This is a genomic window from Nostoc sp. 2RC (assembly GCF_014222165.1).
Lineage (GTDB): Bacteria > Cyanobacteriota > Cyanobacteriia > Cyanobacteriales > Nostocaceae > Nostoc > Nostoc linckia.
Genome location: NZ_JACKZU010000043.1, coordinates 1 through 16,406, shown reverse-complemented (window position 1 = coordinate 16,406; position 16,406 = coordinate 1). Strand labels below are relative to the sequence as shown.

16 protein-coding genes are annotated in these 16,406 nt (G+C 41.1%); 11 read left to right on the top strand and 5 right to left on the bottom strand.

Translation table 11 applies throughout. The features are described from left to right. Positions 1-47 precede the first annotated feature (47 nt). Positions 48-578: a DUF2269 family protein gene (locus GNE10_RS07575; protein ID WP_185564327.1), complete on the top strand. Its 531-nt coding sequence runs from the start codon at positions 48-50 to the stop codon at positions 576-578. A gap of 52 nt (positions 579-630) precedes the next feature. Continuing rightward, positions 631-2,664: a magnesium chelatase ATPase subunit D gene (gene bchD, locus GNE10_RS07570; RefSeq protein ID WP_185564326.1), complete on the top strand. Its 2,034-nt coding sequence runs from the start codon at positions 631-633 to the stop codon at positions 2,662-2,664. 157 nt (positions 2,665-2,821) lie between these two features. On the opposite strand, the gene GNE10_RS07565 is transcribed toward bchD, so the two are convergent. After that, positions 2,822-3,607: an RNA polymerase sigma factor SigF gene (locus tag GNE10_RS07565; RefSeq protein ID WP_099070507.1), complete on the bottom strand. Its 786-nt coding sequence runs from the start codon at positions 3,605-3,607 to the stop codon at positions 2,822-2,824. 612 nt (positions 3,608-4,219) lie between these two features. Here GNE10_RS07565 and GNE10_RS07560 point away from each other — a divergent pair. The 7 genes from GNE10_RS07560 to GNE10_RS07530 all read left to right on the top strand — a co-directional run bounded on the left by GNE10_RS07560 (position 4,220) and on the right by GNE10_RS07530 (position 9,825). Continuing rightward, on the top strand, positions 4,220-4,948 hold the full coding sequence (locus GNE10_RS07560) for a Bax inhibitor-1 family protein (RefSeq protein ID WP_185564325.1): 729 nt from the start codon (positions 4,220-4,222) through the stop codon (positions 4,946-4,948). A gap of 228 nt (positions 4,949-5,176) precedes the next feature. Next, a protein-coding gene (prfB, locus tag GNE10_RS07555; protein ID WP_185564324.1) for a peptide chain release factor 2 occupies positions 5,177-6,299 on the top strand; the annotation gives its coding sequence in 2 pieces (ribosomal slippage) (positions 5,177-5,248 and positions 5,250-6,299; 1,122 coding nt in all). Between the two features lie 470 nt (positions 6,300-6,769). After that, positions 6,770-6,925, top strand: a complete 156-nt coding sequence (locus tag GNE10_RS07550) for a DUF3285 domain-containing protein (RefSeq protein WP_099070512.1) — start codon at positions 6,770-6,772, stop codon at positions 6,923-6,925. A 37-nt stretch (positions 6,926-6,962) separates the two neighbouring features. Further along, positions 6,963-7,490 (top strand): rRNA maturation RNase YbeY, encoded by a 528-nt coding sequence (ybeY, locus tag GNE10_RS07545; protein WP_099070534.1) that lies wholly within the window; start codon positions 6,963-6,965, stop codon positions 7,488-7,490. A gap of 151 nt (positions 7,491-7,641) precedes the next feature. Next, on the top strand, positions 7,642-8,097 hold the full coding sequence (locus GNE10_RS07540; protein WP_099070513.1) for a diacylglycerol kinase family protein: 456 nt from the start codon (positions 7,642-7,644) through the stop codon (positions 8,095-8,097). Between the two features lie 357 nt (positions 8,098-8,454). After that, a complete protein-coding gene (locus GNE10_RS07535) occupies positions 8,455-9,054 on the top strand; it encodes an aminodeoxychorismate/anthranilate synthase component II (protein WP_185564337.1) in 600 nt (199 codons plus the stop codon). A 3-nt stretch (positions 9,055-9,057) separates the two neighbouring features. Then, the gene (locus GNE10_RS07530) at positions 9,058-9,825 is read left to right on the top strand and encodes an MBL fold metallo-hydrolase (RefSeq protein WP_099070515.1); all 768 of its coding nucleotides are present in this window, start codon (positions 9,058-9,060) and stop codon (positions 9,823-9,825) included. A 116-nt stretch (positions 9,826-9,941) separates the two neighbouring features. On the opposite strand, the gene GNE10_RS07525 is transcribed toward GNE10_RS07530, so the two are convergent. Further along, a complete protein-coding gene (locus GNE10_RS07525) occupies positions 9,942-11,174 on the bottom strand; it encodes a VCBS repeat-containing protein (protein WP_185564323.1) in 1,233 nt (410 codons plus the stop codon). Positions 11,175-11,823: 649 nt separating this feature from the next. Between GNE10_RS07525 and GNE10_RS07520 the strand changes: the two genes are divergently transcribed. Next, the gene (locus GNE10_RS07520; RefSeq protein WP_185564322.1) at positions 11,824-13,134 is read left to right on the top strand and encodes an aminopeptidase P N-terminal domain-containing protein; all 1,311 of its coding nucleotides are present in this window, start codon (positions 11,824-11,826) and stop codon (positions 13,132-13,134) included. A 319-nt stretch (positions 13,135-13,453) separates the two neighbouring features. Here GNE10_RS07520 and GNE10_RS07515 read toward each other — a convergent pair whose 3' ends face one another. After that, positions 13,454-13,999, bottom strand: coding sequence for a hypothetical protein (locus tag GNE10_RS07515; protein ID WP_099070518.1), 546 nt, complete (start codon positions 13,997-13,999; stop codon positions 13,454-13,456). Between the two features lie 359 nt (positions 14,000-14,358). Here GNE10_RS07515 and GNE10_RS07510 point away from each other — a divergent pair, with 359 nt between their 5' ends. Then, positions 14,359-14,760: a nuclease A inhibitor family protein gene (locus tag GNE10_RS07510; RefSeq protein WP_185564321.1), complete on the top strand. Its 402-nt coding sequence runs from the start codon at positions 14,359-14,361 to the stop codon at positions 14,758-14,760. Positions 14,761-14,958: 198 nt separating this feature from the next. Here the strand turns inward: GNE10_RS07510 and GNE10_RS07505 are convergent, their stop codons facing one another. Further along, a complete protein-coding gene (locus tag GNE10_RS07505; protein WP_185564320.1) occupies positions 14,959-15,804 on the bottom strand; it encodes a DNA/RNA non-specific endonuclease in 846 nt (281 codons plus the stop codon). A gap of 293 nt (positions 15,805-16,097) precedes the next feature. Then, the gene (locus GNE10_RS07500) at positions 16,098-16,280 is read right to left on the bottom strand and encodes a hypothetical protein (protein WP_185564319.1); all 183 of its coding nucleotides are present in this window, start codon (positions 16,278-16,280) and stop codon (positions 16,098-16,100) included. Positions 16,281-16,406 lie beyond the last annotated feature (126 nt).

Genomic DNA, 16,406 nt, shown 5'->3' with positions numbered 1-16,406 from the left:
TTATTTACTGCCTAATTAATATTAGATTGGGATGTTAGGAAAAGCCTATGAAGAAATTGAGTGTTAAAGCAAAGAACTGGTTGTTATCTGTACATGTTGCTTCTAGTGGGATTTGGCTAGGTACGGCATTGTGTATTGTGGCGATCGCCATTATCAAACGAGATACAGGCAATGGAGACGAACTCTACGGCATCAACTCGGTACTGAGATTCATGGACGATTGGGTGATTATTCCCACTGCCATGTTGTCATTGCTCACTGGTGGATTTCTCTGCTGGCTAACTATTTGGGGATTTACAAAACACTATTGGGTGATTGTGAAATGGGTAGCAACCATTACTTTGATAACCATCGGAACAATGTGGCTGGGCCCCTGGCTCAATGAAATGACTGCTATCTCCCAAGTAGAACGGCTGCAAGCCGTAAGTAATCCTCTATACCTATTCCATCGCCAAGGTGTAATTGTTGGTGGTTTGATTCAAATCAGTTGTCTGTTAGCCATCATTGCAATCTCAGTACTCAAACCTTGGGGAAGACGGTTGATTAAACAACCAAAGGAAATGGAAGAACTTATTTGAAATGTCCCAGAAATTGATATGCTAAAGGCCGAGACTAACGATTTTTCAAACCATGCCTGCGCCCACTATTAACCCTACTATCACTGCCTTTCCTTTAACAGCCGTAGTCGGTCAAGAAGCGATTAAATTAGCCCTGCTGTTAGCAGCCATCGATCCAGGGTTGGGGGGAGTGGCGATCGCAGGTCGTCGCGGTACGGCAAAATCTGTAATGGCTCGTGCTATCCACGCCCTAGTACCACCCATCGAAGTAGTTAAAGGTTCCATCAGCAATTGCGACCCCAATCACCCAGAAGAATGGGACGATGGCCTTTTGCTAGAGTATGCAGATAAAAATACTCAAGATGTCCCCACTGAAGTCATCCCTGCACCATTTGTGCAAATTCCTTTGGGTGTCACAGAAGACCGACTTCTCGGTTCTGTGGATGTAGAACAGTCAGTAAAACAAGGCGATACGATTTTTCAGCCTGGTTTACTTGCTAGTGCTAATCGCGGCGTCTTGTATGTAGATGAAATCAATTTATTAGATGACCAAATATCAAATCAGCTACTGACAGTATTATCCGAAGGACGCAACCAAATAGAGCGGGAGGGAATTAGTTTTCAGCATCCTTGCAAACCCTTATTTATTGCCACCTACAACCCAGAAGAGGGAGCATTAAGGGAACATTTACTAGATAGAATTGCCATCGCTCTTTCTGCGGATGGCGTACTCGGCTTAGATCAAAGAGTAGCAGCAGTGGAGCAAGCGATCGCCTACTCACAATCTCCTAAAGAATTTCTTTTACAATACAACGAAGATTTAGACGGTCTGAAAACCCAAATTATCTTGGCGCGGGAATGGCTCAAGGATGTCTGCATTACCCACGAACAAATCGCCTACTTGGTGAATGAAGCCATTCGCGGTGGAGTTCAGGGACATCGCGCCGAGTTGTTTGCTGTGCGAGTTGCCAAAGCCGCCGCCGCTTTGGAAGGACGCACCACAGTAAATGCCGAAGATTTGCGCCGTGCTGTGGAATTGGTTATTGTCCCGCGAGCAACAGTGGTGCAGACACCGCCACCAGAACAAGCACCACCACCCCCACCACCGCCACCCCCACCTCAAAATCAAGAAGAACCAGAGGAACCAGAACAAGAAGAACAAGAAGAAGAACAACAACAAGAAGAACAACAGCAAGAACCCCCCAGTATCCCCGAAGAATTCATCTTCGATCCAGAAGGGGTAATCTTGGATGATAGCGTGCTTTATTTTACCCAAATGGCCAAGCGTCAGGGGAAATCTGGTAGTCGTAGCGTCATCTTTTCCGATGACCGGGGACGTTATATTAAGCCAATGTTACCCAAAGGTAAAGTGCGACGCATTGCTGTAGATGCTACCCTCAGGGCAGCTGCACCGTATCAAAAAGCACGCAGAGAACGATACCCAGACAGAAAAGTAATTGTCGAACAGGGTGACATTCGCTCCAAGCGCCTAGTACGCAAAGCCGGGGCATTAGTAGTGTTTGTGGTAGATGCTTCTGGCTCAATGGCCTTAAATCGGATGCAGTCAGCCAAAGGTGCGGTGATGCAACTGTTAACAGAAGCTTATCAAAACCGCGACCAAATAGCCTTGATTCCCTTCCGGGGAGAACAAGCGGAAGTATTATTACCGCCAACACGTTCCATAGCCTTGGCACGTAACCGCTTAGAAAGATTACCCTGTGGTGGAGGTTCACCCTTAGCGCATGGTTTAACCCAAGCTGTGCGTGTCGGCTTAAATGCCCAGATGAGTGGAGATATTGGGCAAGTAGTACTTGTAGCAATCACCGATGGGCGGGGTAATATTCCCTTAGCGCGTTCTTTAGGCGAACAACTAGAACCAGGAGAAAAGCCAGATATCAAAGGGGAATTGATAGAAATTGCGGCGAGAATTCGTAGTTTGGGGATGCAACTCTTAGTGATTGATACGGAGAGTAAGTTTGTTTCCACTGGCTTTGCTAAAGAATTAGCGCAAACAGCAGCAGGTAAGTATTATCATTTACCGAAAGCTACAGATAAAGCCATTGCTGCCATGACTAAAGGTGCGATCGCCGATTTAAAATCTCGATAATTAGTCATTAGTCAGTTGTTTTTCTACTAATACCAATTTAAATAAGGAATACAAAAAGTATGGATTTACATCATACTTAAAGAGAAACAAATTCTCAGCCTTAAAATTCAAAATCTAAAATCCTCTCATCCAAAATGGTATAACGACTGACCATTGACTATGAACCAGTGGGCATAACTTGTGGTTGTAAATAGCAAATTAAATCTTGAATTCCCTTTTGCAGATACCGGGTGACTGTCATCGGACTAGTGCCGATATTCTTAGCAGCATCCTTGCGAGAAAGTTCCTTTAAAAATACCATTTCAACAGCCATGCGGGGCTTTTCTTCTAACATATTGATAGCCCCTTGGAGTTGTTGCCGTTCTTCGTCTAGTTGTTGTTGGGCAGTAGAACGAGGGCAAGGAAGTGCTTCACCCAAGGTGATTTGGCAATCAACATAGTTAACTGCGGTGGCGTCTAAACTTAAAGGTAAACGATTTTGAGCAGCTAACTTGGTTTCTTGCCACTCTTGCAGAGATACCCGGAGTTCTTTAGCAATTTCAGCATCCTTAGGGGCGCGACCCAAAGACATGGCTAATTCTTTGCGAATTTTTTGTCCTTCATTATATAGTTCTTGCCAACGGCGAGGAATCTTTAATAGAGTACTGCGATCGCGTAGAAAGTGCAGCATCTCACCACGAATATATGGTACAGCAAAAGAACTAAAAGCATATCCTTGACTAGGATCAAAACGCTCAATTGCCCGAATTAAACCAAAATAACCAATTTGTTCTAAATCTTCATAAGGTTCATTACATTGATGGCTGAATTTATGAGCCATCTTTCTTACTAAGCCAGTATGTAACTGTACAAGTTTATTACGAAGTTTAATAGATGGATTCTGGTGGTACAAGTGTAATAATTCAATACCATCAGTTCGTAGAGAGGACTCACTTGCTGCCATATAAATTCCTTTGTTGTAACCCCTATTTCTGACAAAATGGAGCTGCGTATATCTTATTCAAGGCTGTAATTATTTTCGTTAGCCAAGACTGAATAAGCCATCGTCGTTTCACTGAACTTATCAGGGGTCACACTCCACAATTCAGTAGATGTACGCATGATTTTGCTCTTGGATTTCTTGCAGTTAATTTTTATTTCGCAGGTAATAATTGATCTACGGTAAATCCTTAACTTTTCCCAAAAAACTAGCTATTTATGCTGAAAGATGCATCAGTTAGCCAATATTCATCTGTCATACTGAGTACAACGCGGATCGGTACTAAATTAATCCTGAAAAAAAACTGGGCAATCTGATTTTTTGCAATTGCGTATGAATGGATTTCTACAAGGATATGGTGGTTGAGTGTTGACTGTTGACTGGGTATTGTCCCATGCCCCTCCCTCATCTCCCGGTTAGCGAGCGAAAACCGCGAGTACGAACTTTAGGCATTGCACAAGTTTGCTATAAATGCGTAAACATAGTAGTTGGCACAAAGACAACCTAACTTGGTTGTTAGTTGCAAATATTGGTAAAAATGGAAATAAATAGGAAATTTGCCTGAAAAAAGTCACTATGAGCAATACCAGCAATTTTCGTGAAGCTATCCGCGAGGCTAAGTCTCAAGGACTCGTCGGCCCTAATGTTATTGCTAATGCCCTCCCCTATGTTGGTGGAGGACTAGTACTAACTGCATTGGGAACCTATGGAGGCTTGGGAGTTATCCGTACTAATCCCGGAATATTCTTTCCTACCTTCATTGGTGCGGTGATTCTAGAGTTAATTCTGTTCTTCGTCGCCCAAAATGTTGCTGAAAAAGGTAATAAGGGTCTAGCACTACCTCTGTTAGCAACCTACAGCCTTTTATCTGGATATACCCTGAGTGGTTTGGTGTTTGTTGCTTTGAGAACCCAAGGTGTTGGCATTCAAGGCATTGGTTTGGCCGCCCTTGGTTGTGGCATCACATTCATAGTAGCCCGTCAAATCGGTTCAAATCTTTCTGAAGAAGATGGTATGGCTTTGACCAAAACCATCAATCTTGGCATCATAGCCTTGGTGGTTGTGTGCTTGACACAATTTGCCTTCAGCTTATTTGGCGTTTACACACCTTCTTGGTTAGAAATCGCCATCTCTGGTTTGGGCGTATTTCTGTTTGTTGGTGCTTCAGTTGTTGATTTTTATATCTTGCCCCGCACTTACCGCAACGATCAATATTTGCCTGCTGCTTTATCGATGTACCTGACCTACATCAACTTGTTCATCTTTATCTTGCGGTTACTAATTGCCATCAATGGTCGTGATTAATTGCCTGTAGGTATTAGTATAAAGGTCAAGTTTTTAAAGTCAAACCGTGGTTAGTCAAAATTCAACCACGGTTTTTTCACAAGATCGTCGGGGAATATATTTTACATCGTTGTCAATTCAGCCGTGTCAAGAGAATTTGCTCAACTACAGCTAAAATCAATAAAGATAAGTAAAATAAAGAGCAATTTCCAAATCCAAAGCGCTCTATTTGTAGATTCAGCAAGCACTATGGAAGTTTTAGAACTCAAACGCGAAATCGAAACGCTGTCTAGCCGCCTGGGTAAAACCCAGGACTATCTTTGACGTACCTGCACTGACAGCAAAAATTCAAGACCTGGAACAAATATCTGCTCAGCCAGAATTTTGGAACGACCAAACCCAAGCCCAACAAACGCTGCAAGAACTTAATGACTTAAAAGCCCACTTGGAGCAATACGAAAAGTGGCACAGCAGTCTAGAAGATACTAAGGCAGTTGTTGAGTTGTTGGAGTTGGAAACCGACGAAGCACTATTGCAAGAAGCGGAATCAACCATCACTAAACTGAATCGCGACCTCGACCAGTGGGAATTACAACAGTTACTTTCCGGCCCCTATGATGCCGAAGGTGCTGTACTGACGATTAATGCTGGTGCTGGTGGCACAGATGCCCAAGACTGGGCGTTTATGCTGATGCGAATGTACACCCGGTGGGCTGAAGCTCACGGCTACAAGGTGACTTTAGCTGAAGAGTCGGAAGGTGATGAAGCGGGAATCAAATCTGCGACTCTAGAAATTACTGGTCGCTATGCCTACGGTTATTTGCGGTCGGAAACAGGCACACACCGCTTGGTAAGAATTTCGCCCTTTAATGCCAATGGTAAGCGGCAAACTAGTTTTGCAGGGGTGGAAGTCATGCCCCAAATCGATAATTCTGTGCAGTTGGATATTCCAGAGAAAGATTTGGAAATCACTACAACTCGCTCTGGTGGTAAAGGCGGTCAAAACGTCAACAAAGTAGAAACAGCAGTCAGGGTTGTTCACCTTCCCACCGGAATTGCTGTGCGTTGTACAGAAGAGCGATCGCAGCTGCAAAATAAAGAAAAAGCCCTAGCTCGACTCAAAGCAAAATTACTAGTCATTGCCCAAGAACAACGCGCCCAAGAAATTGCCCAAATTCGTGGCGATATGGTGGAAGCCTCCTGGGGTAACCAAATCCGTAACTATGTGTTTCATCCTTACCAAATGGTGAAAGATTTACGTACAAGTACGGAAACAACAGGGATTACAGATGTGATGAATGGCGAACTTGATGCATTCATCCAAGCTTATCTGCGGCAAGAAAATAAACTAGTGGAAAATACACCTGCTTAATTGGCAATTGGCTCTAGGTACTAAGTAATTATTTTTACTATATATTTAGTACCTATTGTTTTTGTGAGATTGGGGACTTCCAAGTAAAAAAATATTCCACAGAAGATTGTTGACCCTTCTCCTATGGTCGCCGCTACGCGTAGCTTGCTTCCACGTAGTGGTACGACTTCGCTCAGGGTCAAGGCTGAGCGGAGTCGAAGCCTTGACGGTTGACGGTTGACAGTCAGCAGTCAAAAACGGTAACCCGAATAATTTATTTTTTGGAATTCCCTTGGAGCAATGGCAATCCCATAGCAGACCCAATACACTTCGGATAAGCAGTATAAACTTCCCTTGTGGTCTGGGAAAAGGTTAAAGGGTAAGGGGATTTGGATGTATTTGAAACCTTTCCCCTTTTCCCTTTAACCGAAGCGTATTGACAGCAGACCCAACTGTTACAGTTATAGAAGAGTCACCCATTGAACTAACTTATGAGTAATTCTCCTTCATCAGAACCTCAACCAAGCTACGTAAAACTCGCCATGCGAAATATGGTGCGTAAGGGAGGAACTTCCCTAAAACATTTTGCGTTAACAACTATAGGACTTTTAGCCGTCCTAATTGGTCTTGCCTATCTAACTCACTAACCAAAACTGTGAATTCAGACTAGGAGACTGCGTGGCTTTGGGAGTTGAATTGTATGTGGAAGATAATTTTTACGATTTGTCCCTGACAAACTCGGTAAATATTGACGAAAGTTATACCCGAATTACTGCTGAAACTTGGGAAAACTGGTTTAATAGGTGGTTAGAAGTACTTCAGCCCGATATTCCAGCAGCGCTAGGTTATGAAATTGGGCTGCGTTTGACAGATGATTCAGAAATTCAAGAACTTAATGCTCAATATCGCCAACAAAATAAGCCTACAGACGTTTTAGCTTTTGCAGCTTTGGAGGTAGACTTTCCACACAGCGAAGAAATGCTTGACTCTGTACCGCTATATTTGGGCGATATTATTGTGTCTGTGGATACAGCACAACGCCAAGCCCAACAGCAGGGACACTGTTTAACAACCGAGATGGCTTGGTTAACTGCTCACGGCTTATTACATTTGTTGGGATGGGATCATCCTGACGAAGAAAGTTTGGAGCGAATGTTAGAACAGCAAGTAAAATTGCTGAAGTCAATCGGTATTGCTATTGACAAAGAATAGCACAATTAGTCACAGCTTAGTGTTAATTTTGGGTAATACTTTTATAATACCTCTATGGAAAATTGCTTAAACATTGCCTCAAAGTTAATTACGCTATAAATATCGACTAAAATTCCCACTGTAGTAACTGTGTTTGTATATATTTAAGTCTATGTCCCAAAAAATTTCTCCACCACCAACACCTACCTCGTTACAAAAAATTGTGACTAACGAACGGGAATTTTCGTGGAAGGTTGCTTCTAATTTATTTATTAGTTTTAAGTATGCCTGGGCTGGAATTACCTATAGTTTTCAAACTCAACGTAATTTTCGCATTCACACCAGTGTTTGTGCAATGGCTATCGCTTTAAGCGTTTACTTACATTTGCCACCAGTAGAAATAGCAGTAATTGGTATCACTAGTGGTTTAGTTTTGGCATTGGAGTTACTGAATACAGCGATCGAGTCCATTGTAGACTTAACAGTTAAGCAGACTTACCACGATTTGGCAAAAATCGCCAAAGATTGTGCTGCCGGTGCAGTCCTAGTTTCAGCTTTAGTGGCGGTGCTAGTAGCTGCTACACTGTTGCTTCCTCCTTTGGTAGCCCTTATTACATCGTCTTTGTGATTTAGTTGCCGCAGGATAGCAAAAACCGCAGTTATCGCCAACTGATTTCTGAGGATTCAAAATTCCCAATTCAATAATGGGATGAAAGACTTTTTACCCAGTCTGCAATCCCTTGTTATACATACAGCAAAGCTTTGCTGATTAACATGCCTCACCTCACTTCGCAGAAGTTGGTAAGCTAAAACACCTCTAAGTAGCATAATTACCTGTGAAGTTCGTTGAAAGCAAACTGTTAACAGTCAACTGTCAACCGTCAACTGCCATTTCTTAAATGTGGGAAAGCTTATCCCTAGTCTAACTTTACAAGTTATGACAGTTTTGTATCTGTCACTTCCATCTCTAATTTTTTCTCTAATTATGTTATTAGTCATCGATAATTACGATAGTTTTACATATAATTTGGTGCAATATCTGGGGGAATTGGCAGCAGAGTTCCCAGTGGCAGCTGATATTAAAGTTTTTCGTAACGACAAAATATCTATAGATGAGATTCGGGCATTAAAGCCAAAAGCCGTAGTTATTTCTCCGGGGCCTGGTCGTCCAGAAGATGCTGGTATTTCTTTAGAGTTGATCGAACAACTAGGACAAGAGTTGCCAATTTTAGGTGTTTGTTTAGGCCATCAAAGTATCGGTCAAGTGTTCGGTGGTAAAATAGTTTCTGCTCCAGAATTGATGCATGGCAAAACCTCTCTGGTGACTCACACTGGGGTGGGGGTTTTCCAAGGATTAGAAAATCCACTCACCGCCACCAGGTATCATAGTTTAGTCATCGATCGCGAGACTTGTCCTGATGTGCTAGAAATCACCGCTTGGGTTGACGATGGCACAATTATGGGAGTGCGACACCGGAACTATCCTCAGATTCAGGGCGTCCAGTTTCATCCAGAAAGTGTCCTGACATCATCAGGAAAACAATTATTGCGAAACTTTCTCCAACAGTTACAGTCGAGAGCTTAATTAATGAAACGACGACAGTTGATGGGTTATGCTGGGGCGGGATTGGTCACAGCTTCAGTTACTACCTTTGGTTCCCACCTGCGGGCTAACGCACAATCTAGCGGTTTATCAGTTAAGTGGTTGGGTCATACTTGCTTTCTTTTTGAAGGTAGCAGTGCAAAAATTCTCGTCAATCCATTTCGCGCCGTCGGTTGTACTGCTGGGTATCGCGTGCCAAAAGTAGCAGCTGATTTAGTACTGATTAGTAGCCAATTGCTGGATGAAGGTGCTGTAGACACACTACCAGCCAATGCAAAACTAATTTATGAACCAGGAGTTTACGAATTCAAAGGTATTAGGTTCCAAGGAGTTGCCATAGACCACGATCGCAAAGGTGGTAAGCAGTTTGGCTCCAACACAGCTTGGAGTTGGAAACAAGGCGGAATAAATATCCTGCACTTAGGGGGAGCAGCAGCACCCATTTCCATTGAGCAAAAAATTCTCATGGGTCGTCCCGACGTGCTATTTATTCCAGTAGGCGGCAGTGCAAAAGCCTACAATGCTCAAGAAGCAAAGCAGGCCGTTGAAATATTAAATCCCAAGTTAGTGATTCCTACCCATTACCGGACACAAGCCGCCGATGCTGCTGCGTGTGACATTTCGCCACTCGATGATTTCCTAACCTTAATGCAAGGAGTAACAGTCCGACGCAGCAGTTCAGATACTATTTCCATTAATCCTAAAGATTTACCGGAAAGCAGCGTAATTCAGGTTTTGAGTTACAAATTTTAATGAGCAGGGATTGGGGATTGGGGAGATGAGGGGGATGAGGGACAATAATAACTCCTAACTCCTCACTCTCCACTCCTAAATTCTGAATTCTGAATTCTGAATTCTGAATTCTAATTTTAGAACGTATACCACTCTGGGGTCAGTCTATCTGCTTCACCGATGGGAGTTTCGACGGCGGTTGTACCATCGATAGTCCAAATGTTGTCTGCACCTGCTGTTTGGTCGCGCCAGTAGATGTCAGTTTTGCCATCACCGTTGAAATCGCCAAGGGATGGTGTCAGACCTGCACTATTGCTTGGGAGGAAGGCTTGAGTTGCAATGTTTGTACCATCCATTAACCAAGCTGTGTTTTCACCTGTGGTTGTATTGCGCCAGAAGATATCGGTCTTACCATCACCGTTGAAATCACCGATTTGAGAATTCCAAGATGAATCGTATGTTCCCAAAGCACCTTCTGTAACTACGATGCCTCTCATCACCCAAACTTTACTTTCACCTGTTTGAGTGTTTCTCCACAGCAAGTCGGTGGTTAAGTCGCCGTTGAAATCGCCAAGTTGATAAGTCCAAGCTGCGTCTTGTGATTGCAGGCTAAACTCAGTCTTTTGGGCACCATCCATAAACCAAACGCTGTTTTCGCCAGTTGTCTGATTGCGCCAGAAGATGTCACTCTTACCGTTGGCATCGAAATCAACAATGCTAGCAGTTAAGGCTGGGTCAGTGGTGTCTAAAACAGTTGCATTCACAACTGTTGTGCCATCCATTTCCCAAATAGCGTTCTCGCCGGTTTGGTTATTGTGCCAGAAGATATCTGTTTTGCGATCGCCATTGAAATCGCCAATATTTGGAGTCCACGCTGGATCGACGGTGGTTAAAGAAGCTGCGCTAGCAACTCTAGTTCCATCCATTAAAACAATGGTGTTCTCACCGGTTGCTTTGTTGCGTAATAAAAAGTCGGTTTTGCTATCACCATTGAAATCAGCAATTTTGTAATCATAGGCCGATAGATCGAATTGACCTAAGGAACCCTGTTCAACAATTCTTGCTCCATCCATGAGGCGAACAATAATTTCACCTGTTTGGGTATTAACCCAAACTTTGTCTGTTTTGCCATCAGCGTTGAAATCAGGAACGATCGCTGCACTGGTTAAGTAAGGATTAGGATTGGGATTTGCTGACACCACCGCAGATTCTTGTGGTTGGGAAGAACTGCTACTGCCAAAAAATGAACCAGAATTTAGAGGATTTGAATTATCAAGACTAGATGCTAATAATGCTTGCGATTTTTGGAAAGATTCTGATGCCAATTGAGATGTATTCAAAGACAAGTCTGAGGAACTTTTTCCAAACATGATGTTTTTTTATCATTAGTTGTTATCTTTTTTTAACTTTTTTAATTAATGCCTTTCTGTAATTAAAGAACATTTACCGGGCTTTCCATATTTTTTTACAACTATTTTTTTTTGCTTAATGTCAGTCTTTAAAAACAATTTTGTCTTATATTTAAATCATCTGTTTAAAAAATTCAAGTGCTATATAAGCAATTAATAAATACATTTTGTATATGATGATTTATAGATAAATAATGTTATGTTTTGGTCATAATGGTTGTTAACAGCGAACAGTTAACAGTCATTTGTTTTGAAAAGTTGAGATTATATTGACTGTTAACAGCGAACAGTTAACCATCAATAATCAACAGTCAACGAACTTAACAAGCAACCATACAATTGAAAACCCCAATAGCTTATATAACTTGAGTGGAAACAAATATTGGCTAAAATAACTAAGATTGGCAACTAGTGGTTCGCCAAGTTCACTTGGCGGGGAAAAGGGAAAAGGGGAAAGGGGAAAGGTTTTAAATCCCTTACCTTTCCCCTTTCCCCAGCCCTCACCCAGGAAAGATGACTTGCCAGACCACTAGTGAGAAGCATTATCATGTGCATTCTCTAGTTATCAAAAGTGTAAAAAAAATACAATAATTTTAGAAATACATCAACTATGCAAACAGAATATCGGCAACGTCGCGAACAGTTAATGGCAAAAATTGGCAATGGTACAGGGATTTTTCGCAGTGCGCCAATGGCAGTGATGCACAACGATGTTGAGTATGTTTATCGTCAAGATAGTGATTTTTTCTACTTAACTGGATTTAACGAACCCCAGGCCGTTGCAGTGTTAGCACCCCATCATGGGGAACATCGGTTTGTGCTGTTTGTTCAACCAAAGGATCGGGAAAAAGAAGTATGGAGTGGTTATCGCTGTGGGATAGATGCAGCAAAGGAAATTTATGGTGCTGATGAAGCGTACCCGATTCACGAATTAGATGAAAAATTACCGCAGTATTTGGAAAAAGCCGATCGCATTTATTATCACTTGGGACGCGATCGCGCCTTTAATGAGACAATCTTAGGGCATTACCAACGGTTACTACAAACTTATCCCAAACGCGGTACTGGGCCTGTGGCCATTGAAGATACGGGGACTATTATCCACAGCATGAGGCTAATCAAAAGTGAAGCTGAGTTGGAATTGATGCGCCAAGCAGCAGCGATCGCTATTGAAGCACACAATCACGCCCAAGAAATTGCAGCACCGGGACGTTATGAATATGAAATTCAGGCGGAAATGGAACGCATCTTTCGAGTGCGGGGTGGAATGGGCCCGGCTTATCCTTCCATTGTGGCCTCCGGTGTGAATGCTTGCGTATTGCACTACATTGAGAATAATCGGCAAATGCAAGATGGAGAATTGCTGTTAATTGATGCCGGTTGTGCCTATGATTATTACAACTCCGATATTACGCGCACATTTCCTGTGGGAGGGAAATTTACACCAGAACAAAAGACATTATATGAGATTGTTTTAGAAGCACAAAAACAAGCGATCGCTCAAGTGCAACCAGGTAATTCCTTCAAATCAGTTCATGATACAGCAGTGCGCGTTTTGACCGAAGGTTTAGTTGAACTTGGGATTCTCCAAGGAGAAATTGACAAGTTAATTGAAGAAGAGAAATACAAACCATATTATATGCATCGCACCAGCCATTGGTTAGGTTTGGATGTGCATGATGTGGGAGTTTACCAGCATGGTGAAGATAAACCGCAGATTTTACAACCAGGTCAAATTTTAACAGTGGAACCAGGACTTTATATTGTTCCAGATACTAAATTAGCAGAAGATCAACCAGAAACTCACCCGCGTTGGGTTGGTATTGGTATTCGCATTGAAGATGATGTGTTAGTCACACCTAATGGACATGAGGTGTTAACTGCGGGAGTTCCCAAAGAAGTGAATGAAGTAGAAAGATAAAATCAAAGGGAGTCAGAATTCAGAATTGGTGAATACTCTACCCATAAAAGGATAGAGTTTTAACTGTTGAAAAAAATTTAATACTGGTTTCCTCTACAAGGAACGAGGTTTTAAAGCAATATTCATTATCCAGTCGCACTCCAATTCATACTGAATTCTGACTCCTGAGTTCTGAATTCTGTTCAATAAAATCCCAACCAGTAATAGAAGCAACAATTGATGCGTTTTATTTCTCCAAATTCTACAAAATAAATTGTCTTAATTCATTTAACCGTCAACCATCAACATTCAACGCCCAATAGCTTAACAATCTCTCAAATCAACTACATCCCTCCACATATTCAACCTCTGGTAGTTTACCTGAGCGAAACTGAGTTACACGCTTACCATCAGTCTCAAATACTACACGATAATTTTCATCGGCTTGTTCTTTTGGTACAAATATTAGGTAATGACCGCCTTGGACATATTTATGAGGAGTAACTTGAATTTGTCCTGGATACAAAGATTTAATCCGCGCTTCAGTATCACCAATTTTTGCACCTTTGAAGGTAGTAATTTTACTATCTCTCCAGACATCTACCCTGGAAATACGTCCTTCTGTCACCATAAATCCAACATTTTTCGGTTTCGATTCCGGCTTAAGGTAGTAGCAATATTTATTTGGAGTTTCACCAACTAAGGGAGTACCAGCAGCTTTGCTAGCTTGAGAAACTGTCATTCCAACTCTTACCTGTCCAATACCATTGGCGAACAATTTAGATTGCTCAGTTAGTTTTGTCTGTGCGATGACTGTTCCCACAGTTACCGATGAAAGAGCAAAAGTTAGGGTGGTAAGAGTCAATAATTTAGCTTTAGTATTCATTTGCTGCAAATAAAAATGGGTAGATATTTATATACAATAGCCATGTTGCCAGTTTCGGATTTTTGTTGGGATGATTGTTCAAACCAGGTAATCAAGTAATTTTTCATCCAAATGGATGAGGCGAAAACAGTTGTTAATTGATATGAGTTATGAAATTTATCAATAGAGCGATCGCACTTTTCCTACCTTTCTCTATCTTTTAGTAAATCTTTCGTTAAAATCTTATATTTTTACAGAGTTATTCAGATATAAATCTATCTTTTTAGAGGTAATTATAACTCTGTAAATATGGTAATATAATGGTAATTTTATTATTGGAAATAATACTAAATTCAAGATATCGTATACCAATAATTTTGATGAATCAGCAAATTACTAAAAAGCTCAAACAAGCCTCGGATAATTTACTCATGACGAGTGAATCAGAATATCCTTTTGAAGTTTTTTTGTGGTCTAATCAAGCTCAAACACCTTTGACAAATCAAAAAATTCTACAATTAACAGAGCATCCTCAACAAACATCAGTTGAAGAAGTAGAACTAGATGATTTTTTTCGCAATTGTGCCCAAGAAAAAGAATGGCAGGATGAAATTCAAAAACAAAATGTATCAAAATTTCAATCACTTGTCAAAACATTAAAAGATAACCTCACTGATATCAAAGTTTATCGCATAGGTACGATAAATATTGATGTCTATATTGTTGGTAAAACTGCATCTGGGGACTTGGTAGGAATTTCGACAAAAGTTGTAGAAACCTAAGCCAAAAATTATTAGCTAGTAGTGGCGTGACAAGACTAAAATGTTGCAATAAATTTTATTGTGGGATGGGTGTCCTCACCCGTCTGGGCGGGCAGGATGCCCACCCCACAAGAGTTTACTAATGCACTATTTTAGCCCGGTCACGCCACTACAGATACTTAGATTTTTTCTCAAAACCAAATCGAATTCCTAATATTCTTACAAATTGTCAACTCTAGCTTCAATGGTATTTTGAACAGATGTAGAGACATTAGAAAGCAAATTGTAACCAGTGTTTGTTTCAATAGAATCAACACTGACTCTGTAGTTTCTCCAATCCACATTTCTGATACCTTGTGTGTTAGGCATATTGACAGCAATTACTCTTGTGTTAGTAGTAACGTTACTAGCGTCAGAATTTGGTGAATTTAATACTACAATCACCTTCCAAGTTCTGGCTGGAACTGTAACGTTACCATTAGCAATGGTGCTTCTTGTTCCATTCGACCCAGTTCCACCAGTTCCATAGGAACCCGAAATAATATAAAGTTCTTTCCCTTGGTTTACTAAGTCTCTAGAATAATTTTCTAGCGCAGCCCAAGGCCCTTGATTATTATCGGGTGATTGAGGAATTATATTCGTCATTAAGAAAGTAGCAGAGTTATTGGTAACTGTATTTGTCCTATCTGCTGAAGCAGTCATGTGTCCTCTATCAAAACCGCTACCAGTGTAATCAGAAGAACTGACTCGATAACAGCTTGCAGGTAATGTAGTATCAGGACGAAAATCATCTTGGCGAGGTGCGCTTCCTAGCCATGATGCGTTCAATTGCCAACTCACCCAATTTGGTGTACCTCTATAGCAATTATAAGAAACTGCGTACTGAGATTTGCTTAATAAAAGATTGCTGTAACTAGTCCCAGCATTACTGGGATTACCCATTCTTAAATGAACGCTTGAAGTTTGGGCAATTAGTGGCTTTTGTAGATAATTCAGCAGAGTAAAAAATATCGCTGCTGGTAAGGCAATGGGTAGAATAGCCCTGAAAAATTGAGACTTCTTCATTTGTTACTATTTATTTCAACAAACTACAATTGTTTCTGTTAAAGTTACAGAAATTCGGTAAAACTTACCGATCGCAATATAACTATCGTTGTCTAATAAAAGGTTAAAAAGCTGTAAATATCACATTAAAATCTAGTATTTTGGTGAGGATTTCAAATAAAATAAAGTAGTATAGCAATCCTAAATAATTTGTGAAATATGACATGTTAGGTTGTTGACTGTTAATCGTTGACAGTGAACAGTCAACAGCCAACACCAATATTTTTTCCAACTGAAATAGGATAGCTACTTACTTAGAAAGAAGCAGGGATATTAAAAAATATTCCTTGGTCGAATTGATTTTTGAGAAAGTCTTCTAGTTCAATTTCATCGTCATTGGGAATTTGAAACCAAGTCTCAATGTCGTACTTCAAGAAGTATACGAAAAATTGCCAAATCAAAAGTTTCTGCCCAACGCTTGCAATTGCGATGTTCATTGTATTTTCCTCAGATTATTTCAAGTGTGTGATTAAGAATTGGTTAAACAAATTAATACCAATTTGAAAAAATAATGCAACACATAGACAAGACCCCTCCCCCCTCCCCTTGGCAAGGGGAGGGTG